Here is a 22,053-nt window from a genome sequence, read left to right on the forward strand (position 1 = left end):
CAAATGTCAAATGGAATAATTAGCTTGCTTGCTAATGTGGGAGGGGGCTTGCCCCCGATGGCGGTGTTTCAGTCGACTGCAACATGACTGACCCACCGCCATCGGGAGCAAGCCCCCTCCCACATGTTTAATCGCGTAAGTGTTAGAAATCGCGCTTGTAGAAGATATCCAGGGAGCTGGCCACGCCGCTTGCCACTTCCAGATACACCTTCTTGCTCAACAGGTAGCGCAAGGCAATCGTGCTGGCGGGCTCGAACACGCCCACGCCGTAACGCAGGCTGAGTTTCTCGGTGATCTTGCCGCTGGCCACCACGGCGGTGTTGTTGCCACTGCCCTGGGTGTCGAGGTCGAAGTCCTGGATACCCAACTTGTTGGCAAGATCCGAGGTGACCCCGGCGCTGCCCATCAACCCCAGGCCCAATGCGGCTTGCGCGAGCATATTGTTATCTTCGCCGGTGCTGCTCAACGGACGCCCCAGCACCAGATACGACAGCGCCTGTTCCTGGCTCATGGCCGGTTCCGAGAAGATTTGCGTGGTGGGCTGCTCGGCACTGCCGCTCAGGCGGATACCGGCGACCACATCATCGGTCTTGCGGATCGCTTCGATGTCCAGGTACGGCTGGTCCAGGGGCCCGGCGAACAGCAAGCGCGCTCGTCGCACATCCAGCCGCTGCCCGTAGGCACGGTAGCGGCCATCGTTGAGCCACAGCTCGCCACGGGTATCGAGGTTGTCGCCGATATGCACCTGGCCCTGCACCTTGGCAGTGAGGCCGAAGCCCGAGAAGTTGAGCTTGTCTTCACCCACCACCACGTCGATATCCATGGCCATCGCCATCGGCGGCTTGCCCTCCTCGGTCTGGCTGCCGATGATCACCGTGTCATCCGAGACTTTGACGGTGGACGGCGGCAGCTCACGCACGGTGATATCGCCACGCGGGATGTGCACGTTACCGGCCACCGCCAGCTTGTCGTTCTTCAGGCTGATTTTCAGGTCGGGGGCCACCTCCAGCACGGCGTACGGTTCAACCGTGACCGGCAGTTGCGAGCCTTGCAGGCTGAGGTCCACCACCAGCGCCTGGCCCCAGTCGATCTGGCCCTTGAGGCTGCCCTGCCCCGCCTTGCCGCTGCGCCAGCCACCGTTGAGCTGCACGCTTTCGCCTGCGATCAGCGCTTGCACATTCAAGCCTTCGAGGCTGATGGGCAGTTCCGGCCCGGCAATCTCGCCACCCACCAGGTTCACGTTGCCGTTGACCTGCGGTGCCAGCAAGCCACCGGAAATACGACCATTGCCATTGAGCTTGCCGCTGAGGGTTTCCACCATCGGTACAAACGGCCGCGCCACCGCCAAGTCCAGCCCGACGAGGCTGAAGTTGCCGGTGATCGGCTTGTTCTTCGGCAACGGGTTGATCTGCGCCTGCAGCATCAACTCACCGAGCTTGCCGCCACGGAAGTTCAGCTGCGTGTCGATGCGTTTAGGGTTGAGGGTGGTTTCCAGCTTCAGGGTGTCGTAAGGGAAATCCAGCCACTGGTCCTTGTCCTTGACGCGCAGGATGCCACCACTGGCGTCCACCGAGACCAGGCCTTTAGGGCCGCTGTCCGGCAGGTCCAGTTGCAGGTCGGCGTTGAGCTTGCCCTGCCAGGCAAAATCCTTGGGCAAGAACGCCGCCAGGCTGTCGATGGGGAATTGCTTGAGGTGGTAGCGCAGCTTCGGTTCCGGCATCAGGCGCTGGTCTTCGCCGCACAGGCTGGCGGGCCCGGACACCCAGCAGTGCGCGGCAAAAGTGAGCTTGCCATCGGCCAGGCGCTCGATCTTCGCCGGCGCCTGCAGCTTCCAGTCCTGCCCGCCGGCTTGTACATCACCGCTGGCCAAGCGCCCGCGCCAGTTGCCTTTATCGAGAGTGCCATCCAGGGCCAGGGCCAGCTTGACCAGCGGGCCGACCAAATCCAGCTGGACCTTCTGCTGCTGGATATCGCCTTGGGCGCTGGCGGTCAGGGTACCGACCTGGGTGTCGCCGGACTGTATGCCGCTGCCCTTGAGGTCGATCTTGGCGCGCTGGGCATTGTCCAGGCTGGCATCGAGGGCGAGGCTTTGCAGGCGATTGTCGGCAAACGCCAGTTGCTGGCCCTTGAGGCCCAGTTTGCCTTGGGGCGCCTTGAGACTGCCGGCCACGTCGAGCCGGCCGTTGACCTGCCCGCGCAGTTGCGGCCACAACTGGGCCAGGCGCGCCAGCTTGATATCAATCTGCCCGGCCAGGCGTTGTTGCAGGCTGCCACTGCCGTTGATGCGGTTGTCGCCGAGGCGGATATCCAAGTTAGCCAACGTCCACTGCTCGCCCGCCCCGTCGGCCTTGGCCGCCAGCACCGCGGGTTGACCGCGCAGGCGGCCCTTGAGGTCGAGGTCGGCATTCAGCTTGAGTTGCTCGTTCTTGAACTCGCCTTTGCTGCGCAACGGCCCGGCCAGGGTGCCGGGCAATTCAGCCACCCAGTAAGCCGGGTTCAGCGCCGACAGGTCGAGGGCCGTGTCCCAGGCAATGCCGTCGGCGAACTGCAGGTTCAGGTGGCCTTCAGCCTTGCCCTGGCCAGCGGTGAGTTTCAGCTCAGGCAGGAAAATTAGTTTAAGGTCGCCACTGAACGGAGTGACCACATTGAACTTGCCCGCCGGGCCATCGAGGTCGGCCTTGAGGTTGCCCAGGTAGTTGCCGTCCTTGTAGGAGATCTCACCATTGAACGTACGCAGCGCGAATTGCGGCTCGTCGATCACCGGATAGAGGCGATGCCAGGGGAAATCCAGCCAATCGATCTTGGCCTCGGCGCTGAAGCCTTGCTGCCAATCGAGTTGGGCGGTCAGCTTAAGGCTTTGCTTGTCACCGGCATTCAGGTCCAGGCCGGCGATCTGCGCGCCCTTGGCGTCGACCTTGCCTTGCAGCAGCAAGTCCACCGGGCCCTTTTCCGCCGGCAGCACGGCCTTGCCCAGCAATTGGTAGCCGCTGTTCAAGTCGCCTTTGGCGGTGAGGTCGAGTTGATTGAGTTGCAAGGTGTCGGGCAGATCGGCGCTGGGCTTGAAGCCGTCGGCAGTGAGGTGCAATTGGGCCGGGAGGTTTTCCACCAGCGGTTGCAGCTCGCCGGTGAGCTTGGCCGGCAGGTAACCGCTGCTGTCAGCATTGAGCTTGAGGGTCTTGAGCAGGTCGCCGTCGACGTTGAGGGCGACCTGCCACGGTGCGCCGCCCGGCGCGTAGGGCAGGCTCAGGTTACCGCTGGCGCTCAACGGCCAGTCGCCAATGGGTTGCAGCAGGCCGGCGAGGTCCAGCACCAGGCCATCGCGCTGCACATGCACCGAGTCGATCTGCAGGCCGGCGGCGGTCCAATGCGCCGCCAGTTGCAAGCCCTTGAGTTCTTCGCTGCCATTAAACAGCAGGCTACCGACGCGAACGTCGCCCAGCTGGATGGCCAACGGCAGTTTCAAGTCAGGCAGAGCGATCGGCCCGCTGCTTTCCTCGGTACTTGGCGGGAATTGCAGGCTGACCTGTTCCACGTCCAAGCGGTCGATACACAAGGTCATGCGCAACAGGCACGCCGGCGACCAATCCCATTGGGGGGCCTGGAGTTCGACGCGACTGCTGCCCTGCTGCCACAACACATGGTCGGCGCTCCATTGGCCGCCCAGATGCCCCTGGAAATACTCTACGCTCAACCCCGGTACACGCCCCAACGCCCAGCGGCTGCCCGCCTGAGTGCCCAGTACCGCCCACAGTGCCAGCAACAGCACCCCAAGGAGGGCCACCACGGCCAACCCTGCTATTTTCACACCACGCATCACAGCTCAGGCCCCATGGAAAAGTGCAATCGAACGCCGCCCGGATCTTCGAGGGCATGGGCCAGGTCAAGGCGGATCGGGCCGACCGGCGAAACCCAGCGGATACCCACGCCCACGCCGGTCTTGAGGCTGGGCATTTCCAGGGAATTGAAGGAGTTGCCCTGGTCGATAAAGGTCGCGACCCGCCATTTCTCGGCGATGGAATACTGGTACTCGGCGCTCAGGGCCACCATGTAGCGGCCACCGATGCGGTCGCCACGGTCGTTCTCGGGTGACAGCGTCTGGTACTCGTAGCCGCGCACGCTCTGGTCGCCACCGGCAAAGAAGCGCAGCGACGGCGGCACCGACTGGTAGCCATTGGTGGCACTGCCGCCTACCTGGGCACGCGCCAGGAAGCGATGGTTGTCCCACAAGGTGGTCAGGCCTTTGACCATGGCCGTGCCGTAGAGCAGGTTGGTGTCGGAGCCCAAGCCCTCTTTCGCCACCTTGCTATCGAATTGCAGGCGATAGCCGTGGTGCGGGTCGATGCGGTTGTCACTGCGCAGGTAGGAATAGCTGATCCCCGGCATCACCAGGTTGCTCAGGCCGGAGTCATTACCCAGGCGATATTCTTCGCGCTGGTACTTGAGCGAGATCACTCGGGTCCAACCGCTGGGCAATTTGCTGTGCCACTCGGGGCCGAGGGTGAGCAATTTACTCAGGGTGTCGGTGTTGGCGATTTCTTCATTCTGATAGCCACCGGCGAAACGCAGCTTGTCGGTGAGCGGTGGGTCGAGCGGGATGTCATACCACAGGCCGACGTTCTGGCGTGGCGCCGACAGCTCGGCTTCCCAGCCATAGCTATGGCCCTGGGGGTTGACCCAGTGCCGGGTCCAGTTGGCTTTGCCGCGTGGGCCGACGTCGGTGGAGAACCCCAGGCCCAGGCCCATGGTGCGCGGCTTGCGGGTCTCCAGGCGCACGGCGACCGGGATGATGTCGTTGGCCGAGGCGGCCGGGGCGGCGTCCACGCGCACGCCTTCGAAAAAACCGCTGGCTTGCAGGTTCTGGTTGAGTTCGGCGATCAGTTCGGAATCGTAGGGCGTGCCACTTTTGAACGGCACCATGCGTTGCAGCAGCTCTTCGTCAAACGGCGTATCGCCGGCGAAGCTGACCTTGCCCAGGGTGTAGCGCGGGCCGCTGTCGTAAACGAGTTCGATATCGGCGACACCCGCCTTCGGGTCCACCGCGAGTTGCTGTTGGGTGAAGCGCCCGCTGAAAAAGCCGTAGCGCGACGCCTGGTTCTGGATCAGACGCTTGGCGTCTTCGTAATGGCCGTGGTTGAGCACGGCGCCGGAGGTGAGGTCGTCGCTGACGGGCACGCGAAAGGCCTTGAGGTCGGCGGCAGGGCCGTCGACCCGAATGGTCACGTTACGCAGATGCACCGGCTCGCCGGGGTCGATGGTGAGGATCAGGCGCGGATTCTTGCCGCCCTTCACATCGCTTTCGATCTGTGGCTGATAGAAACCCAGCGCCTGGGCGGCCTTGCGCGCCTGCTCCTCGGCGCCGCGGCTGAACCGCAGCAAGGCCTCTTCATCACGATCGCCCACCCCGCCGATATAGCCTTCGATGTTGGCTTTCAACGCGTCGTTTGAGGGCTTGATCCGCACGTCCAATTCGCTCTGCGCCAAGGCGCCGCAGCTTGTGAACAGCAGAACCAAGCCGCTGGTAAATCTTCCTGGAAACTTCATAGGCGCGGATGCTACACGAGCTGGGGAGAAACTTAGAACTCAGACAATTCTGAAAAATTCTGTGCTAAACCGTTACGGCCTGTAAGGCCTGGGGGTTGGGATGGAAAAAAACGTGCTCCAGGATCGGTCCTACAGCGACCTCACCAATTTCCTCATAGCCCTGACGCTTATAGAAATCCAGGTAGCGTGAATTGCCCGTGTCGAGCACCACACCGGACGAATGCGGGTCTTCGGCGCACCAGTTGTGCACGGCCTCCAGCAACTGCTCGCCATAATGTTTGCCCTGGAATTGCGGGTGGATCCCCAGCAGCGGCAACATGTGCACCGACTCATTGGGCAGGCACGCCAGCACGGCGTGGTGGTAGTCGAGATAACGCCGGGTACCGCGCACACCCGTGCTCAACCACATGCGCAATTGCCAAGCCCAGCTCTCGGTAATGCCCAGGCGCCGTTGCGGTGGCGCGATCAGGGCGATGCCGATCAGCCGGTCGTTGACGAACAGGCCAATCGCCGGCAGTTTCTGAAAGAAATGCTGTTTGACCAACTCGCGCACGGTGGCCCGTACGCGCTGCTCGTAGCCCGGACGCTCGGCTTCGAAGATATAGGCAAAGGTCGGCTCATGACGATAGGCCTGATACAGCAGGGAACGGGCCTCGCGGGAATAGCCGCTGTTGAGCAGGCGAATTTCAGCAATGGCAGTCGAAGTGTCCGGCATACAGTCAATCTCCCTGGGCGCCGCTCAGGAGGCGGCGTTCTTATGGGTACGAACCCACGCAGCACGAGTCGTTCCCAGACATTAGCAGCGCATCTGCCCTACCGCCATGCTGGCCCCCGTCCGACTTGTCCGCTAGCATCGCCCTTTTGCCAGACTGGACTGCCGACCATGAAAATCGTCTCCTTCAATATCAACGGGCTTCGCGCCCGCCCTCATCAGCTGGCGGCGCTGATTGAAAAGCACCAGCCCGACGTGATCGGCCTGCAGGAAACCAAGGTCCACGATGACCAATTCCCCCTCGCCGAAGTACAAGCCCTGGGCTATCACGTGTACTACCACGGGCAGAAAGGCCACTACGGTGTGGCCCTGCTCTCGCGCCAACCGGCGCTAAGCCTGCACAAAGGCTTTGCCAGTGACGAAGAAGACGCCCAGCGCCGGTTTATCTGGGGCACTTTCGCCGACGAACATGGCCAGCCAGTGACCATCATGAACGGCTATTTCCCACAAGGCGAAAGCCGCGACCACCCCACCAAATTCCCGGCCAAGCAGCGCTTTTACGAAGACCTGCAACAGTTGCTGGAAAGCCAGTTCAGCAATGACCAGGCGCTGGTGGTGATGGGCGACGTGAACATTTCCCCGGAAGACTGCGACATCGGCATCGGCGCCGACAACGCCAAGCGTTGGCTGAAAACCGGCAAGTGCAGCTTCCTGCCGGAAGAACGCGAATGGATGGCGCGCCTGAAAAACTGGGGCCTGGTGGACAGCTTCCGCCACTTGAACCCGGACGTGGCGGACCGCTTCAGCTGGTTCGACTACCGTAGCCGTGGGTTCGAAGATGAGCCCAAGCGCGGCCTGCGGATTGACGTGATCATGGCGTCCAATGGCCTGCTGCCGCGGGTCAAGGACGCCGGGGTGGACTACGACCTGCGCGGGCTGGAAAAGCCGTCGGACCATGCGCCGATCTGGCTGGAACTGAGCTGATTTCAGGACCGTACCCGGTCAAAATGTGGGAGAGGATTGCCCCTTCCCACATTTAGCCTTGCGGCGCGCCAGTCATATTTATGCAACCTGCCTGACTTATTCTCGCGGCACTCCCTTTGGCTTGAGAAGGTGCCGGCATGAGGCTGCGCGTTCTGTTCCTGCTGACCCTGTTTCCCGTCTTCGCTGTTTGCGCTCCCCTTCCCGTCCCCGACCAAGGCCCTGCACTGCGCATCCAGGGTTCCAATACCATTGGCGCTGCGTTGGGCCCGGCGCTGGTCAAGGGCTTGATGGAGCATCAGGGCCTGCAGGCAGTGCACACTGAACCGGCCGAAGGTGCCAATGAACAGCGCGTGATCGGCAAGACGCGTCAGGGCAAGACCGTGACCATTGAGGTCGCCGCCCACGGTTCCAGCACCGGTTTCACTGCGCTTAAAAAGTCCACTGCCGACCTGGCGGCCTCCTCCCGTCCGATCAAGGACAGTGAACTGGTCGATCTGGAACCCCTCGGCGACCTGAAAAGCCCTGAAGCCGAACAGGTGATCGCCATCGACGGCTTGGCCATCATCCTCCACCCGCAAAACCCGTTGAACACCCTGAATACCGAGCAACTGGCGCAGCTCTTCAATGGTGAGATCAGCACCTGGGAGGCCGTGGGCGGCGTCGGCGGGCCGATTCATGTGTACGCGCGCGATGATCAGTCCGGCACCTACGACACGTTCAAGGACCTGGTACTGCGCCTGCGCGGCAAACCGCTCGTGCCCTCCGCCAAGCGTTTCGAGTCCAGTGAGCAGTTGTCCGATGCGGTCAGCCAGGATCCGCAAGGCATCGGCTTTATCGGTTTGCCCTACGTGCGCCAGGCCAAGGCAGTGGCAATTGTGGACGGCGACTCACAACCGATGTTGCCGCTCAATAGCCTGATCGCCACCGAGGATTACCCGTTGTCCCGTCGGCTGTTCTTTTACCTGCCGCCGTCGGGGCACAACCCGTGGGCCAAGGCGCTGGTGGACTTTACCCAGAGCAGCAAGGGCCAGGCGATTGTCGCGGCGAGCGGGTTTATCGCCCAACAGGTGCAGGCGATGGACGTCGAACCGCGCGCCTCGATGCCCGAGGACTATCAAACCATCGCCCGCGAGGCACAGCGCCTGACGGTGAATTTTCGTTTCGAAGAAGGCAGCGCCAGCCTCGACAACAAAGCACGCCAGGATCTGCAGCGGGTGGTGGCGTATCTGAAGGGCCACGACAAGTTGGATAAGCAGGTGACGTTGGTGGGCTTTGGCGACGCCAAGAATGACCCGCAGCGCGCCGCGTTGCTGTCGAAACTGCGGGCGATGGCGGTGCGTCGGGAGTTGGTGAAGAACAACGTGGTGCTGCGCGATATCCGCGGGTTTGGCGCGCAGATGCCAGTGGCGGCGAACACGGCGGATGAGGGCCGGATCAAGAATCGGCGGGTGGAGGTGTGGGTTTACTGAGGACTGATGGATCTTCATTGCCTGATCCCGCCTCATCGGGGGCAAGCCCCCTCCCACATTTTGATCTGTGAACACATTCAAGTGTGGGAGGGGGCTTGCCCCCGATGCAGGCGACGCGCTGTTACTGCCCGCTGCGCATCAGCTCTTTAGGCACGTACTTGCCAATCTCGAACTTGCCGATCGCCGCCCGATGCACTTCGTCCGGGCCATCGGCCAGGCGCAGGGTGCGTTGCATGGCATACATGTAGGCCAACGGGAAGTCGTTGGAAACCCCGGCACCGCCATGGATCTGGATCGCGCGGTCGATCACCTTCAACGCTACGTTCGGCGCCACCACCTTGATCTGGGCGATTTCACTTTTCGCCACTTTGTTACCCACGGTGTCCATCATGTACGCCGCCTTCAGGGTCAGCAGGCGCGCCATGTCGATCTCCATCCGTGAGTCGGCGATCTTGTCGATATTGCCGCCCAGGCGGGCCAGCGGTTTGCCAAACGCGGTACGGCTGACGGAACGCTTGCACATCAATTCCAGTGCGCGCTCGGCCATGCCGATGGAGCGCATGCAGTGGTGGATACGGCCAGGGCCCAGGCGGCCTTGGGCGATTTCAAAGCCGCGGCCTTCGCCGAGCAGAACGTTCTCATAAGGCACGCGTACGTTGTCGAACAGCACTTCGGCGTGGCCGTGGGGGGCGTCGTCGTAGCCGAACACCGGCAGTGGGCGCACGATTTTCACGCCAGGAGTGTCCACTGGCACCAGGATCATCGAATGCTGCTGGTGGCGCGGTGCATCGGGGTTGCTCAGGCCCATGAAGATCAGGATCTTGCAGCGCGGGTCGCAGGCGCCGGAGGTCCACCATTTTTTGCCGTTAATCACCCACTCGTCGCCCTGGCGTTCGGCGCGGGCGGCCATGTTGGTTGCGTCCGAGGACGCCACGTCCGGCTCGGTCATGGCGAACGCCGAGCGGATCTCGCCGCGCAGCAGCGGTTCCAGCCAGCGTTGTTTCTGCTCTTCGTTGGCGTAGCGCACCAGCACTTCCATGTTGCCGGTGTCGGGGGCGGAGCAGTTGAACGGCTCCGGGCCCAGTAGGGATCGGCCCATGATTTCGGCGAGTGGCGCATATTCAAGGTTGGTCAGCCCGGCGCCCAATTCGGATTCCGGCAGGAACAGGTTCCACAGGCCTTCGGCTTTGGCCTTGGCTTTCAGCTCTTCCATGATTGCGGTGGGCTGCCAGCGGTCGCCTTCGCTGACTTGGCGCTCGAACACCGGCTCGGCCGGGTAAACGTAAGCATCCATGAACGCAGTGACGCGTTCACGCAGTTCCTGAACCTTGGGCGAATAGGCGAAATCCATGAGCAGCTCCCTTCTCTGAGAGGTTGTTTAGGTCATGCAATCGATGCTAGAACAGCGTTGATAATTTACCTAGCCTATTCTCGGCGTGTATTAACATTCATCACCGATATATGATCGACGTATGGCCACCTAACAATAAGAGCGCTACGCAATGAATCTGAGCAAGGTCGACCTCAACCTGTTTATCGTCTTTGACGCGATCTACACCGAAGCCAACCTGACCCGCGCCGGGCAGATTGTCGGCATCACCCAGCCGGCGGTGTCCAACGCGCTAGCCCGTCTGCGTGAGACCTTCAACGATCCGCTGTTCGTGCGTACCGCCCAAGGCATGGTGCCCACGCCGATGGCGCAGAACATCATCGGCCCGGTGCGCAATGCGTTGTCGTTGCTGCGGGTGTCGGTGCAGGAAAGCCGCATTTTCAACCCACAGCAGGCGGCCAAGACCTACCGCATCAGCATGACCGACCTCACCGAGGCGGTGATCCTGCCGCTGCTGTTCCAGCGCCTGCGCCGCCTGGCGCCCACCGTGGTGATCGAGAGCTTCCTGTCCAAACGCCGCGAAACCACCAAGGAACTCGCCGCCGGGCGCCTGGACTTCGCCGTGGATGCGCCGTTGAACACCGATCCGCAGGTACGTCACGTCAAGCTGATGGAAGACCGCTACGTGTGCGCCATGCGCAAGGGCCATCCCATGGCCGGCAAGGACAAGCTGACCCTGGATGACTACCTGTCGCTGACCCATATCCATATCTCCAGCCGCCGCAACGGCTTGGGCCACGTCGACCTGGCCTTGGGCAAGATGGGCATCCAGCGCAAGATCGCCCTGCGCTCCCAGCATTACCTGATGGCTTCACAAGTGTTGCAGCAGACCGACATGGTCATGACCGTGCCCGAACGCTTCGCCCGCCGCCACGAACTGCATTGGTTCAACCTGCCGGTCAACGATGTGCCACCGGTGGAAACCCACCTGTACTGGCACGAAAGCACTGACCAGGACCCGGCCAACCGCTGGATGCGCGAGCAGATGATCGAGTTGTGCCAGCAGGTCACGGCCCACGAAAAGAAACTGGATGGCAAACAACCCTAACTTGTAGTGAGCGGGCTTGCCCCGCGCTGGGTGGCGAAGCCGCCCTAGAAAAGACACCACCGAGTCCCAGATAAACCCAGGTCGCCTGGTTTGGGGCGGCTTCGCCGCCCTGCGCGGGGCAAGCCCACTCACTACAAGAGCGCGCCCCTTGACGTTAACGTCAAGCAGCCATTAGCTTAGCGCCCAAGACATCTTCTCGGGCACTACCATGAGCACGACCTACAGCATCTCCGACCTCGCCCGCGAGCTCGACATCACCACGCGCGCCATTCGCTTCTATGAGGAACAAGGGCTGCTGGCCCCGGAACGCCGAGGCCAGGAGCGTATCTACTCGGCCCGCGACAAGGTCAGCCTCAAGCTGATCCTGCGCGGCAAACGCATCGGCTTTTCCCTGGCCGAATGCCGCGAGCTGATCGAACTCTACGACCCCGCCAGCGGCAACCATGTGCAACTCAACAGCATGCTGGCAAAAATCGCCGAGCGCCGTGAGCAGTTGGAACAGCAACTGCTGGATATCGAACAGATGAAGCTGGAACTGGACACCGCCGAAGAGCGCTGCACCCAAGCCCTGGCCACCACCCTGCGCCAGGCCGGCCATTGATCAGAAGGTAACTGCCATGTCCCTCCCCTCACACGTACGCCTGGTGGAAGTCGGCCCGCGCGACGGCCTGCAGAACGAAGCCCAACCTATCAGCGTGGCGGACAAAGTCCGGTTGGTGGACGCGCTCAGCGCTGCCGGCTTGAGCTATATCGAAGTTGGCAGTTTCGTCTCGCCCAAGTGGGTGCCGCAGATGGCCGGCTCGGCCGAGGTATTCGCGCAGATCCAGCGCAGGCCCGGCGTGACCTACGGTGCCCTGGCGCCGAACCTGCGCGGTTTCGAGGACGCATTGGCAGCCGGCGTGAAGGAAGTGGCGGTGTTTGCGGCTGCGTCCGAGGCGTTTTCCCAGCGCAATATCAACTGTTCCATCAGTGAAAGCCTGGAACGCTTTGCGCCGATCATGGCGGCGGCCAGGCAGCACGGAATCAGCGTGCGTGGTTATGTGTCGTGTGTGCTGGGCTGCCCGTATGAAGGCGAGATTGCGCCGGCGCAAGTGGCGGCGGTCGCGCGGGAGTTGTATGCCATGGGCTGCTATGAAGTGTCCCTGGGCGACACCATCGGCACCGGCACGGCGGGCGCCACGCGGCGGCTGTTCGAGGAGGTCGGCGCGCAGGTGCCACGAGACAAGCTGGCGGGGCACTTCCACGATACGTATGGCCAGGCTATCGCGAATATCTACGCCAGCCTGATGGAGGGCATCGCGGTGTTCGACAGCTCTATCGCGGGCCTCGGCGGCTGCCCCTACGCCAAGGGCGCCAGCGGTAACGTCGCCACCGAAGATGTGCTGTACCTGCTCAACGGCCTGGGCATCGAGACCGGTATCGACCTGCAGGCATTGATTGGCGCGGGCCAGCATATCAGCAACGTGTTGGGCCGACCCACCGGGTCGCGCGTGGCCAAGGCGCGTAACACCGGTTGAGTAGCGTAGCCGTGACAATGTGTTACCGCACGCCTACACATCGAGTAACACGGGAACATATTTTGTCGTATTTGCCGCAGGACATTTCCCACCAAAAAATCAAACCCTTGATTTTAAAGACTTTTTAAAAGTTGGCACGGCTTCTGCTATCTCTATGGCATAACAAGAATAAAAAGCACCAAGCCTAATAAAAATAAGACGAAACGACTCTGATATAACAAAAACAACACGGCAGAGACGCAGCTAACAGATTTTTTTGGAGAAGATGTGCTTCGCAGGGTACGGCGTGCCGAAACCCGCAACCGGTTAGAGAAAAATAAAACTACCTCAGGTAGCTACCCACTGGTTGGATCGATAACGAAGAAGCAGATCAGCGCTCAAAAAAATACGTTTGCTCTTGACCCCGAATGGGGGTCGCCAAAAACAGCGGTAAAGGGTAACGGTTGCCAAAAACAACAATAGACCGCCCCTCAATAATAAAAAAAGAGCACGCAACGACAAATTAAAGGGGACCCTCGGGTCCCCTTTGTGCTTTCTGCGTTTCGTTCATGTCTTGATTCACCGCAGCCAACATGTGAGAGAGCAAGCCCCCTCCCACATGGGTTCTATGGTGTTACTGAGACTGCGTGCGCAGCTCTTCGATGGAGATTTCGCGCATGCGGAATTTCTGGATCTTGCCCGTGACCGTCATCGGGAATGCCTCCACGAACTTGAAGTGCTTGGGCGTCTTGAAGTGCGCAATGCGGCCCTTGCACCAGGTTTGCAGCTCAAGCTCATTGGCCACATGGCCGGGATGGAATTTGATCCAGGCGACGATGGCTTCACCGTAGCGCTCATCCGGAATGCCGATGACCTGCACATCCGCCACCGCCGGGTGGGTGAAGAAAAACTCCTCCAGCTCACGCGGGTACACGTTCTCGCCGCCGCGAATGATCATGTCTTTGTTGCGCCCGGCGATGCACACGTAGCCGTGGGCGTCCATGCTCGCCAGGTCACCGGTGTGCATCCAGCCGGCGTCGTCGATGGCCTCGCGGGTGGCGTCGGGGTTGTTCCAGTAGCCGAGCATCACGCTGTAGCCACGGGTGCACAACTCGCCGATCTCGCCGCGCGCAATCGTATTGCCATCGGCGTCGATGATCTTGTTTTCCAACTGCGGCTGGGTGCGCCCGACGGTGGTCACGCGGCGTTCCAGGTCGTCATCCGCTCCGGTTTGCAAGGACACCGGGCTGGTCTCAGTCATGCCGTAGGCAATCTGCACCTCGCTCATGTGCATCTCGCTGATGACCCGGCGCATCACTTCGATGGGGCACGTGGCGCCGGCCATGATGCCGGTGCGCAGGGTGGACAGGTCAAAGTCGCCCAGGCGGGGGTGATCGAGCATGGCGATAAACATGGTGGGCACGCCGTAGAGGCCAGTGGCGCGCTCCTCGGCGACGGCGGTGAGGGTCAGCAGCGGGTCGAAGCCGTCATTCGGGTAGATCATGGTGGTGCCGTGGGTGATGCAACCGAGGTTGCCCATGACCATGCCGAAGCAGTGATACAACGGCACCGGGATCACCAGGCGGTCCTGCGCGGTGAGGCCCAGGCTTTCGCCGACCATGTAGCCGTTATTGAGGATGTTGTGGTGGCTGAGGGTGGCACCTTTGGGAAAGCCGGTGGTGCCGGAGGTGTATTGGATATTCACCGGTTGATCGAAATGCAGAGCGGCCTGGCGGGCATGCAGTTGCTCGAACGGGATGCCTGCACCTCGCGCTGCCAGCTGCGACCAGGGCAGGAATCCCGGTGGCGGGTTGGGGTCGAGGCTGATCATGCCGCGCAGGTCCGGCTTCAGCGCCTGCAGCATCGCGTGGTAATCGGAAGTCTTGAACGACCCGGCACACACCAGCCACTGGCAGCCGGACTGCTTGAGCACGTAGTCCAGTTCACTGCTGCGGTAGGCCGGGTTGATATTGACCAGGATGACCCCGAGCTTGGCGCTGGCGATCTGGCTGATGCACCACTCGGCGCAATTGGGCGCCCAGATACCCAGGCGGTCGCCGGCCTGCATGCCCAAGGCAAGAAAGGCGCGGGCGTGTACATCCACCGCCTCGGCCAACTGCCGCCAGGTGTAGCGAAGCTGCTGGTGGCGCACCACCAGGGCCTCGCCGTCAGGATGCTGCGCAACAGTGCGATCAAAGGCCTGGCCGATGGTCATGGCCAGCAAGGCTTTGTCCTGAGGGCCACGGCTGTAGCTCTGATTCGATTGATCCATAACGACCCCTGTTGTCTTTTTTGTAGGTTGACGTAAACGTAAACTACGATTGACAGCGCCGCAACGCAAGCTTACGTTAACGTAAAGGTGAGCGCCCTCCCCTGGCGCGTCCTCCACACAAAAACAATGCTCACATTAAGGTGCCTGTCATGAGTTACCCGTCCCTGAACTTCGCCCTCGGTGAAACCATCGACATGCTGCGCGACCAGGTGCAGTCCTTCGTGGGCAAGGAAATCGCGCCCCGCGCGGCCCAGATCGACATCGACAACCTGTTCCCCGCCGACCTGTGGCGTAAGTTCGGCGACATGGGCCTGCTGGGCATCACCGTGCCGGAAGAGTACGGCGGCGCCGGCCTGGGTTACCTGGCCCACGTGGTGGCGATGGAGGAGATCAGCCGGGGCTCGGCGTCAGTGGCGCTGTCCTACGGCGCGCATTCCAACCTGTGCGTGAACCAGATCAACCGCAACGGTAACCACGAACAAAAACTCAACTACCTGCCCAAACTCATCAGCGGCGAACACGTCGGCGCCCTGGCCATGAGTGAGCCGAATGCCGGCTCCGATGTGGTTTCGATGAAACTGCGCGCCGATAAACGCGGCGATCATTACGTGCTCAACGGCAGCAAAACCTGGATCACCAACGGCCCCGACGCCAGCACCTATGTGATCTACGCCAAGACCGACCTGGAAAAGGGCCCTCACGGCATCACCGCGTTCATTGTCGAGCGCGACTGGAAAGGCTTCAGCCGCAGCAACAAGTTCGACAAACTGGGCATGCGCGGCTCCAACACCTGCGAACTGTTTTTCGATGACGTGCAAGTGCCGCAGGAAAACATCCTCGGCGTGCTCAATGGCGGCGTCAAAGTGCTGATGAGCGGCCTCGACTACGAGCGCGTGGTGCTGTCCGGCGGCCCCACCGGGATCATGCAGGCGTGCATGGACCTGATCGTGCCCTACATCCACGACCGCAAGCAGTTCGGCCAGAGCATCGGCGAATTCCAGCTGATCCAGGGCAAGGTCGCCGACATGTACACCCAACTCAACGCCAGCCGCGCCTACCTCTACGCGGTGGCCCAGGCGTGCGAACGTGGCGAGACCACGCGCAAGGACGCGGCCGGGGTGATCCTCTACAGCGCCGAACGCGCCACGCAAATGGCCCTTGATGCCATCCAGATCCTGGGCGGCAATGGCTATATCAATGAATTCCCGGCCGGGCGCCTGCTGCGTGACGCCAAATTGTATGAGATCGGCGCCGGCACCAGTGAGATCCGCCGGATGCTGATCGGTCGCGAACTCTTCAACGAAACCCGCTGAAGGAGCGCACCATGGCCACCTTGCACAGCCAGCTCAACCCACGCTCGGCGGAGTTTGCCGCCAACAGCGCGGCGATGCGCCAACAGGTCGACGCCCTGCACACCCTACTCGCCCACGTGCAACAAGGCGGCGGCGCCAAGGCCCAGGAGCGGCACACCTCGCGCGGCAAACTGCTGCCTCGCGAGCGCATCAATCGTTTGCTCGACCCCGGCTCGCCGTTTCTTGAACTCAGCCAACTGGCCGCCCATCAGGTGTACGGCGAAGACGTGCCGGCCGCTGGGGTGATTGCCGGGATCGGCTGCGTGGAAGGCGTCGAATGCATGATCGTCGCCAACGACGCCACGGTGAAAGGCGGTTCCTACTACCCGCTCACGGTCAAAAAACACCTGCGCGCGCAGACCATTGCCGAGCAGAACCGCCTGCCGTGCATCTACCTGGTGGACTCCGGCGGCGCCAATCTGCCGCGTCAGGACGAAGTGTTTCCCGATCGCGAGCATTTCGGCCGGATCTTCTTCAACCAAGCCAACATGAGCGCCCAAGGCATCCCGCAGATCGCCGTGGTGATGGGCTCGTGCACTGCCGGTGGCGCGTATGTGCCGGCGATGGCCGACGAAGCGATCATGGTGCGCAACCAGGCCACCATCTTCCTCGCCGGCCCGCCGCTGGTGAAAGCCGCGACCGGTGAAGTGGTCAGCGCCGAAGACCTCGGCGGTGCCGATGTGCACTGCAAGGTCTCCGGCGTGGCCGACCACTATGCCGACAGCGATGAACACGCATTGGCGCTGGCCCGCCGCAGCGTGGCCAACCTCAATTGGCGCAAACAGGGCGAGTTGCTGCAACGCCCGCCCGTGGCGCCGTTGTACAGCAGCGAAGAGCTGTACGGGGTTATCCCGGCCGACGCCAAGCAGCCCTTTGATGTGCGCGAAGTGATCGCACGCCTGGTCGACGGTTCAGTGTTCGATGAGTTCAAGGCGCTGTTTGGGACCACCCTGGTGTGCGGTTTTGCGCACTTGCACGGCTACCCGATTGCGGTCCTGGCCAACAACGGGATTCTGTTCGCCGAAGCCGCGCAAAAAGGCGCGCACTTTATCGAGCTGGCCTGCCAGCGCGGCATTCCCCTGTTGTTCCTGCAGAACATCACCGGCTTCATGGTCGGCCAGAAGTACGAAGCCGGTGGCATCGCCAAGCACGGCGCCAAGCTGGTCACCGCAGTGGCCTGCGCCAAGGTGCCGAAGTTTACGGTGATCATCGGCGGCAGCTTTGGCGCGGGTAACTACGGCATGTGTGGCCGCGCCTACGACCCACGCTTCCTGTGGATGTGGCCGAATGCACGCATTGGCGTGATGGGCGCCGAGCAGGCGGCCGGTGTGCTGGTGCAGGTCAAGCGCGAGCAGGCCGAACGCGCAGGCGTGGGATTCAGCGCCGAAGAAGAGGCGGCAATCAAGCAGCCGATCCTCGACCAGTACGACACCCAGGGCCACCCCTACTATTCCAGCGCGCGCCTGTGGGACGACGGCGTAATTGACCCGTTGCAGACCCGTGACGTGCTGGCACTGGCCTTGTCCGCCTCGCTGAATGCCCCCATCGAGCCGAGCCGCTTCGGCGTGTTCCGCATGTAAATGGAGCCGTACCCCATGAGCGATTTCAATACCCTCGAACTGATCACCGACAGCCGTGGTTTTGCCACGCTGTGGCTTAGTCGTGAAGCCAAGAACAACGCGTTCAATGCCGAAATGATCCGCGAACTGATCATCGCCCTCGACCAGGTGCAAGGCGATCCGTCCCTGCGTTTTCTGGTGCTGCGCGGGCGCGGCAAACACTTCAGCGCCGGAGCCGACCTGGCCTGGATGCAGCAATCGGCCGAGTTGGACTACCACACCAACCTGGACGATGCCCGCGAACTGGCGGAGCTGATGTACAACCTGGCCAAGCTGAAAATCCCGACCCTCGCAGTAGTGCAAGGCGCAGCCTACGGTGGCGCGCTGGGCTTGATCAGTTGCTGTGACATGGCAATTGGCGCGGATGACGCGCAGTTCTGCCTGTCGGAAGTACGCATCGGCCTGGCGCCGGCCGTGATCAGCCCGTTCGTGGTGCAAGCCATCGGCGAACGCGCGGCGCGGCGCTATGCCCTGACCGCCGAGCGCTTTGGCGGCCAACGCGCGCGGGACATAGGTTTGCTGGCAGAGAGTTACCCGATTGGCGAGCTGGACCGTCAGGTCGAACAGTGGATCGCCAACCTGCTGCACAACAGCCCGGCGGCGATGCGCGCCAGCAAGGACTTGCTGCGCGAAGTGGGCAACGGCGCCCTCACCCCGGCCTTGCGCCGCTACTGCGAAAACGCCATTGCGCGTATTCGCGTGAGCGCCGAGGGCCAGGAAGGCTTGCGCGCCTTCCTGCAAAAACGTCCACCGAGCTGGCAGCCTCAGGAGCCGCGTTCATGACAACATTGACGACCGTGCTGGTGGCCAACCGAGGCGAGATTGCCTGCCGGGTGATGCGCACCGCCAAGGCGATGGGCCTGACCACCGTGGCGGTGCACAGCGCCATCGACCGCGATGCGCGTCACAGTCGCGAGGCGGATATTCGTGTCGACCTGGGGGGCAGCAAGGCCACTGACAGTTACCTGCAAATCGACAAACTGATCGCCGCCGCCCAGGCCAGCGGCGCCCAGGCGATTCATCCGGGTTACGGTTTTTTGTCGGAGAACGCCGGGTTTGCCCGCGCCATTGAAGCCGCTGGCTTGATCTTCCTCGGCCCACCCGCCTCGGCGATCGATGCCATGGGCAGCAAGTCGGCGGCCAAGGCCCTGATGGAAACCGCCGGTGTGCCGCTGGTGCCGGGTTACCACGGCGAAGCCCAGGACCTGGACACCTTCCGCGCCGCCTGCGAACGCATCGGCTACCCCGTGCTGCTCAAGGCTACAGCCGGTGGCGGCGGCAAAGGCATGAAGGTGGTCGAGGACGTCAGCCAATTGGCCGAGGCGCTCGCGTCGGCCCAGCGTGAGGCGCTGTCGTCCTTCGGCAATGGGCAGATGCTGGTGGAAAAATACCTGCTCAAGCCGCGTCATGTGGAGATCCAGGTGTTTGCCGACCAGCATGGGCATTGCCTGTACCTCAATGAACGCGACTGTTCGATCCAGCGTCGCCACCAGAAGGTGGTCGAGGAAGCACCCGCGCCGGGGTTGAGCGTTGAACAACGCAAGGCCATGGGCGAAGCTGCCGTGCGTGCAGCACAGGCCATTGGGTATGTCGGCGCCGGTACGGTGGAGTTTTTGCTGGACGCGCGCGGCGAGTTCTTCTTCATGGAGATGAACACGCGGCTGCAGGTGGAGCATCCCGTGACCGAGGCGATCACCGGACTGGATTTGGTGGCCTGGCAGATTCGTGTTGCCCAGGGCGAGGCTTTGCCGATCACCCAGGAGCAGGTGCCGCTGATCGGCCATGCAATCGAAGTGCGACTGTATGCCGAGGACCCCGCGAATGATTTCCTGCCGGCTACCGGGCATCTCGCGCTGTACCGCGAATCCACGCCAAGGCCGGGCTGCCGGGTGGACAGTGGCGTCGAGCAAGGCGACAACGTGTCGCCCTTCTACGACCCCATGCTCGGCAAGCTGATTGCCTGGGGCGAGGACCGTGAACAGGCGCGGCTGCGGTTGCTGGGCATGCTGGATGAGTTTGCCGTGGGCGGGCTGAAGACCAACCTGGGCTTTTTGCGGCGCATTATCGGGCATCCTGCGTTCGCGGCGGCCGAGTTGGATACCGGGTTTATTCCGCGTTACCAGGACGAGTTGCTGCCGGCGCCCGGGCAACTGGGCGATGAATTCTGGCAAGCCGCAGGCGCGGCCTATATCCAGAGTTTGCCGCCGGGTGAAGGGCCTTGGGCGGATAAACGTGGGTTTCGTGCTGGATTGCCGGCCGAGGTTTCGCTGCATTTGAGCTGCAACGGCCAGGATCGACTGGTTACTCTGGCCGCGGACGGCGCCCAGCTACGCGGCGAACAGCTGCTGATCGAGCAACAGGGCGTGCGTCGCAGCCATTTGGCGGTGCGCCATGGCCACACGGTGTATCTGCGCTGGGACGGCGAGATGCAGGCGGTGACGCTGTTCGATCCGATTGCAGCGGTCGAGGCCAACCAGTCCCACCAAGGCGGCCTTACCGCGCCGATGAACGGCAGCATCGTGCGGGTGCTGGTGGAGGTCGGACAAAACGTGGAGGCCGGCACGCCACTGGTGGTCCTGGAGGCCATGAAGATGGAACACAGTATCCGCGCGCCCCAGGCTGGAGTGGTCAAGGCGCTGTTCTGCCAGGAAGGTGAAATGGTTGCAGAAGGTTGCGCGCTGGTGGAGCTCGAAACGGCTGGCTAGAACTTCGCCGTGGCTTGAACCACCACGCCGAGGATGCGGCATTCGTCAGTGAACAGCCGTTTCGGGTAGGTGGGATTGAGCGGCACCAGGTAAAGCTGGCCGCTCTCTTCCAGCAACTGGCGGAAGGTCGCGTGTGGGCTCTCGGCCCATTGGGCGACCACCAGCTTGCCGGGCTCGGCCGCGATGGCCGGGTCTACCAGGATCATCATGCCCGCACTGACACTCAGACCGCTGGGGGCGGTCATGGCATCGCCTGTGACCGGCAGCCAAAAGGCGTCGCCCTGGGCGTGATAATCCGTCAGTTCAAAGCGGGACACGCCATAAGGCGCCCGTTCTTCGCGCACCTCGCACACCCCTCTCCAATCGCTGACCGGGTAGCGGTAATACGGGTTGTAGTTTTTCTCCGGTGGGGCTTCCTCGGCCCGCTCGCGGATATCCAGTGCGACTTCAAGGTACCCCAGCCCCAGCGCCGCCAGGACCCGGTTCATGTCCACCAGGCTTGGCGCCCGCCGTTTGTTGAGCCAATGGCCAACGCCGCCCTGGGACATGCCCAAGCGCTCGGCCAACTCCCCTTGTGTGACCTTGCGGTCTTCCATGTTGGTCCTGACCAACGCAATCCAGTTATCCATGGGGCTGACAATACGTCATGGAGTTTTCAGGGCAATAAACAGTTTGTAGTAATCCATAAAACGACATAAATACGATACGTACTATCATCGGACATAAGGTTTTCGACACCCATCCGGAGTACCGCCCCCCATGACGACCAGCCCCAACTTCCTGCCTGAAACCGCTGAAGACACTGAACTGCACGACCTGCGCCATAGCGGTGCCGCCAAGCGCGCGCTGGATTTTTACTTGAAAGAAGATAGTTCGGAATCATTTCCGGATGGAGCCCTGTTCACCCTCAAGCCAGGCATCAGCCAGGAGGAAGCCCTGATACACGCTTCAGACCTGCTGCGCAGCGCCGCGGCCACCGCCTATGAATCAGCAAGCAGCCATCAGGGCAATCATCGTGACCTGGCGTTTTCAGTGGTGTATTTGATTGATATGGCGAAGGCGATGGTGGAGCGGTCGTTGCAGGTGCCAGTGGCTCAGGCAAACGGGTAACCGGCGCGGAAGAAAAATATTTCTATCTCACGGATAAAAACATTTGACTTGCAAATGATAATGATTATTATTGGGCTCAGCTGATCGCGAGATCAGTCGATAGACCAAGGGACCTTAGGTCGGACTCTTGGAATATCTCCTCATCAGGCTAATCACGGTTTTTGACCCGGCTCTTTGGCCGGGTCTTTTTTTTGCCGGTTTCCCCGGCATGGCTTCAGGCTAATGAAGACTGTGTGTTGCTCGATGGCGCGCATGGTAGCAAAAGACCATCGCCGAAAGAAAGTCGGTCGAGCGCTCTGGCTCACATCTTTGCGAAATAGCGCTTGAGAATCAATCTCATAGATTCTAAGCTGCG

16 protein-coding genes are annotated in these 22,053 nt (G+C 61.9%); 10 read left to right on the plus strand and 6 right to left on the minus strand.

The window, feature by feature from the left end; translation table 11 throughout:
* Positions 1 to 142: 142 nt before the first annotated feature.
* The 3 genes from ACI512_RS23770 to ACI512_RS23780 form a co-directional block, all read right to left on the minus strand.
* Positions 143 to 3,814 carry a translocation/assembly module TamB domain-containing protein gene (locus ACI512_RS23770; protein ID WP_405121382.1) on the minus strand — a complete coding sequence of 1,224 codons (3,672 nt, stop codon included), beginning with the start codon at positions 3,812 to 3,814 and terminating at the stop codon, positions 143 to 145.
* Positions 3,814 to 5,541, minus strand: coding sequence for an autotransporter assembly complex family protein (locus ACI512_RS23775; RefSeq protein ID WP_236379952.1), 1,728 nt, complete (start codon positions 5,539 to 5,541; stop codon positions 3,814 to 3,816). Before ACI512_RS23775 ends, ACI512_RS23770 begins: the two co-directional genes overlap by 1 nt.
* Before the next feature lie 64 nt (positions 5,542 to 5,605).
* Complete coding sequence (locus tag ACI512_RS23780) at positions 5,606 to 6,256, minus strand: N-acetyltransferase (RefSeq protein WP_231809518.1); 651 nt, start codon at positions 6,254 to 6,256, stop codon at positions 5,606 to 5,608.
* A 168-nt stretch (positions 6,257 to 6,424) separates the two neighbouring features.
* On the opposite strand from ACI512_RS23780, the gene xthA reads away from it, so the two are divergent.
* Positions 6,425 to 7,237 carry an exodeoxyribonuclease III gene (gene xthA, locus ACI512_RS23785; RefSeq protein ID WP_046035549.1) on the plus strand — a complete coding sequence of 271 codons (813 nt, stop codon included), beginning with the start codon at positions 6,425 to 6,427 and terminating at the stop codon, positions 7,235 to 7,237.
* Positions 7,238 to 7,374: 137 nt separating this feature from the next.
* Positions 7,375 to 8,706: a substrate-binding domain-containing protein gene (locus ACI512_RS23790; protein WP_236379953.1), complete on the plus strand. Its 1,332-nt coding sequence runs from the start codon at positions 7,375 to 7,377 to the stop codon at positions 8,704 to 8,706.
* A gap of 121 nt (positions 8,707 to 8,827) precedes the next feature.
* Here ACI512_RS23790 and ACI512_RS23795 read toward each other — a convergent pair whose 3' ends face one another.
* Entirely contained in the window at positions 8,828 to 10,057 is a 1,230-nt protein-coding gene (locus tag ACI512_RS23795) for an acyl-CoA dehydrogenase (RefSeq protein ID WP_028616890.1), read from the minus strand.
* 151 nt (positions 10,058 to 10,208) lie between these two features.
* Here ACI512_RS23795 and ACI512_RS23800 point away from each other — a divergent pair, with 151 nt between their 5' ends.
* The 3 genes from ACI512_RS23800 to ACI512_RS23810 all read left to right on the plus strand — a co-directional run bounded on the left by ACI512_RS23800 (position 10,209) and on the right by ACI512_RS23810 (position 12,661).
* Positions 10,209 to 11,144 carry a LysR family transcriptional regulator gene (locus ACI512_RS23800; protein WP_012725006.1) on the plus strand — a complete coding sequence of 312 codons (936 nt, stop codon included), beginning with the start codon at positions 10,209 to 10,211 and terminating at the stop codon, positions 11,142 to 11,144.
* Positions 11,145 to 11,352: 208 nt separating this feature from the next.
* Positions 11,353 to 11,745, plus strand: a complete 393-nt coding sequence (locus ACI512_RS23805; RefSeq protein WP_012725007.1) for a MerR family DNA-binding transcriptional regulator — start codon at positions 11,353 to 11,355, stop codon at positions 11,743 to 11,745.
* Positions 11,746 to 11,761: 16 nt separating this feature from the next.
* Positions 11,762 to 12,661 (plus strand): hydroxymethylglutaryl-CoA lyase, encoded by a 900-nt coding sequence (locus tag ACI512_RS23810; RefSeq protein WP_236379955.1) that lies wholly within the window; start codon positions 11,762 to 11,764, stop codon positions 12,659 to 12,661.
* Positions 12,662 to 13,274: 613 nt separating this feature from the next.
* Here the strand turns inward: ACI512_RS23810 and ACI512_RS23815 are convergent.
* The gene (locus tag ACI512_RS23815) at positions 13,275 to 14,912 is read right to left on the minus strand and encodes an AMP-binding protein (RefSeq protein WP_236379958.1); all 1,638 of its coding nucleotides are present in this window, start codon (positions 14,910 to 14,912) and stop codon (positions 13,275 to 13,277) included.
* A 149-nt stretch (positions 14,913 to 15,061) separates the two neighbouring features.
* Here ACI512_RS23815 and ACI512_RS23820 point away from each other — a divergent pair, with 149 nt between their 5' ends.
* Genes ACI512_RS23820 through ACI512_RS23835 form a run of 4 tightly spaced genes read left to right on the plus strand, consistent with a single transcriptional unit; the run spans position 15,062 to position 20,588 of the window.
* Positions 15,062 to 16,225: an isovaleryl-CoA dehydrogenase gene (locus ACI512_RS23820; RefSeq protein ID WP_043205557.1), complete on the plus strand. Its 1,164-nt coding sequence runs from the start codon at positions 15,062 to 15,064 to the stop codon at positions 16,223 to 16,225.
* Positions 16,226 to 16,236: 11 nt separating this feature from the next.
* On the plus strand, positions 16,237 to 17,844 hold the full coding sequence (locus ACI512_RS23825) for a carboxyl transferase domain-containing protein (protein WP_046035553.1): 1,608 nt from the start codon (positions 16,237 to 16,239) through the stop codon (positions 17,842 to 17,844).
* A gap of 15 nt (positions 17,845 to 17,859) precedes the next feature.
* A complete protein-coding gene (locus ACI512_RS23830) occupies positions 17,860 to 18,666 on the plus strand; it encodes a gamma-carboxygeranoyl-CoA hydratase (RefSeq protein ID WP_046035554.1) in 807 nt (268 codons plus the stop codon).
* On the plus strand, positions 18,663 to 20,588 hold the full coding sequence (locus tag ACI512_RS23835; RefSeq protein WP_236379960.1) for an acetyl/propionyl/methylcrotonyl-CoA carboxylase subunit alpha: 1,926 nt from the start codon (positions 18,663 to 18,665) through the stop codon (positions 20,586 to 20,588). The genes ACI512_RS23830 and ACI512_RS23835 overlap by 4 nt, the downstream gene beginning before the upstream one ends.
* Here the strand turns inward: ACI512_RS23835 and ACI512_RS23840 are convergent.
* On the minus strand, positions 20,585 to 21,217 hold the full coding sequence (locus ACI512_RS23840) for a LexA family transcriptional regulator (RefSeq protein WP_046035555.1): 633 nt from the start codon (positions 21,215 to 21,217) through the stop codon (positions 20,585 to 20,587). The two genes, ACI512_RS23835 and ACI512_RS23840, sit on opposite strands and share 4 nt — an antisense overlap.
* A gap of 130 nt (positions 21,218 to 21,347) precedes the next feature.
* On the opposite strand from ACI512_RS23840, the gene ACI512_RS23845 reads away from it, so the two are divergent.
* The gene (locus ACI512_RS23845; protein WP_046035556.1) at positions 21,348 to 21,698 is read left to right on the plus strand and encodes a DUF6124 family protein; all 351 of its coding nucleotides are present in this window, start codon (positions 21,348 to 21,350) and stop codon (positions 21,696 to 21,698) included.
* Positions 21,699 to 22,053 lie beyond the last annotated feature (355 nt).

Source organism: Pseudomonas petroselini (assembly GCF_045037875.1).
Classification (GTDB): Bacteria; Pseudomonadota; Gammaproteobacteria; order Pseudomonadales; family Pseudomonadaceae; genus Aquipseudomonas; species Aquipseudomonas petroselini.

Bases quoted from the DNA above. Each gene is read 5' to 3' on its own strand.
- ACI512_RS23805 (WP_012725007.1), top strand. From the start codon at position 11,353: ATGAGCACGACCTACAGCATCTCCGACCTCGCCCGCGAGCTCGACATC.
- ACI512_RS23830 (WP_046035554.1), top strand. From the start codon at position 17,860: ATGAGCGATTTCAATACCCTCGAACTGATCACCGACAGCCGTGGTTTT.
- ACI512_RS23835 (WP_236379960.1), top strand. From the start codon at position 18,663: ATGACAACATTGACGACCGTGCTGGTGGCCAACCGAGGCGAGATTGCC.
- ACI512_RS23800 (WP_012725006.1), top strand. From the start codon at position 10,209: ATGAATCTGAGCAAGGTCGACCTCAACCTGTTTATCGTCTTTGACGCG.
- xthA (WP_046035549.1), top strand. From the start codon at position 6,425: ATGAAAATCGTCTCCTTCAATATCAACGGGCTTCGCGCCCGCCCTCAT.
- ACI512_RS23780 (WP_231809518.1), bottom strand. From the start codon at position 6,256: ATGCCGGACACTTCGACTGCCATTGCTGAAATTCGCCTGCTCAACAGC.
- ACI512_RS23790 (WP_236379953.1), top strand. From the start codon at position 7,375: ATGAGGCTGCGCGTTCTGTTCCTGCTGACCCTGTTTCCCGTCTTCGCT.
- ACI512_RS23820 (WP_043205557.1), top strand. From the start codon at position 15,062: ATGAGTTACCCGTCCCTGAACTTCGCCCTCGGTGAAACCATCGACATG.
- ACI512_RS23795 (WP_028616890.1), bottom strand. From the start codon at position 10,057: ATGGATTTCGCCTATTCGCCCAAGGTTCAGGAACTGCGTGAACGCGTC.
- ACI512_RS23845 (WP_046035556.1), top strand. From the start codon at position 21,348: ATGACGACCAGCCCCAACTTCCTGCCTGAAACCGCTGAAGACACTGAA.
- ACI512_RS23775 (WP_236379952.1), bottom strand. From the start codon at position 5,541: ATGAAGTTTCCAGGAAGATTTACCAGCGGCTTGGTTCTGCTGTTCACA.
- ACI512_RS23815 (WP_236379958.1), bottom strand. From the start codon at position 14,912: ATGGATCAATCGAATCAGAGCTACAGCCGTGGCCCTCAGGACAAAGCC.
- ACI512_RS23840 (WP_046035555.1), bottom strand. From the start codon at position 21,217: ATGGATAACTGGATTGCGTTGGTCAGGACCAACATGGAAGACCGCAAG.
- ACI512_RS23810 (WP_236379955.1), top strand. From the start codon at position 11,762: ATGTCCCTCCCCTCACACGTACGCCTGGTGGAAGTCGGCCCGCGCGAC.
- ACI512_RS23770 (WP_405121382.1), bottom strand. From the start codon at position 3,814: ATGCGTGGTGTGAAAATAGCAGGGTTGGCCGTGGTGGCCCTCCTTGGG.
- ACI512_RS23825 (WP_046035553.1), top strand. From the start codon at position 16,237: ATGGCCACCTTGCACAGCCAGCTCAACCCACGCTCGGCGGAGTTTGCC.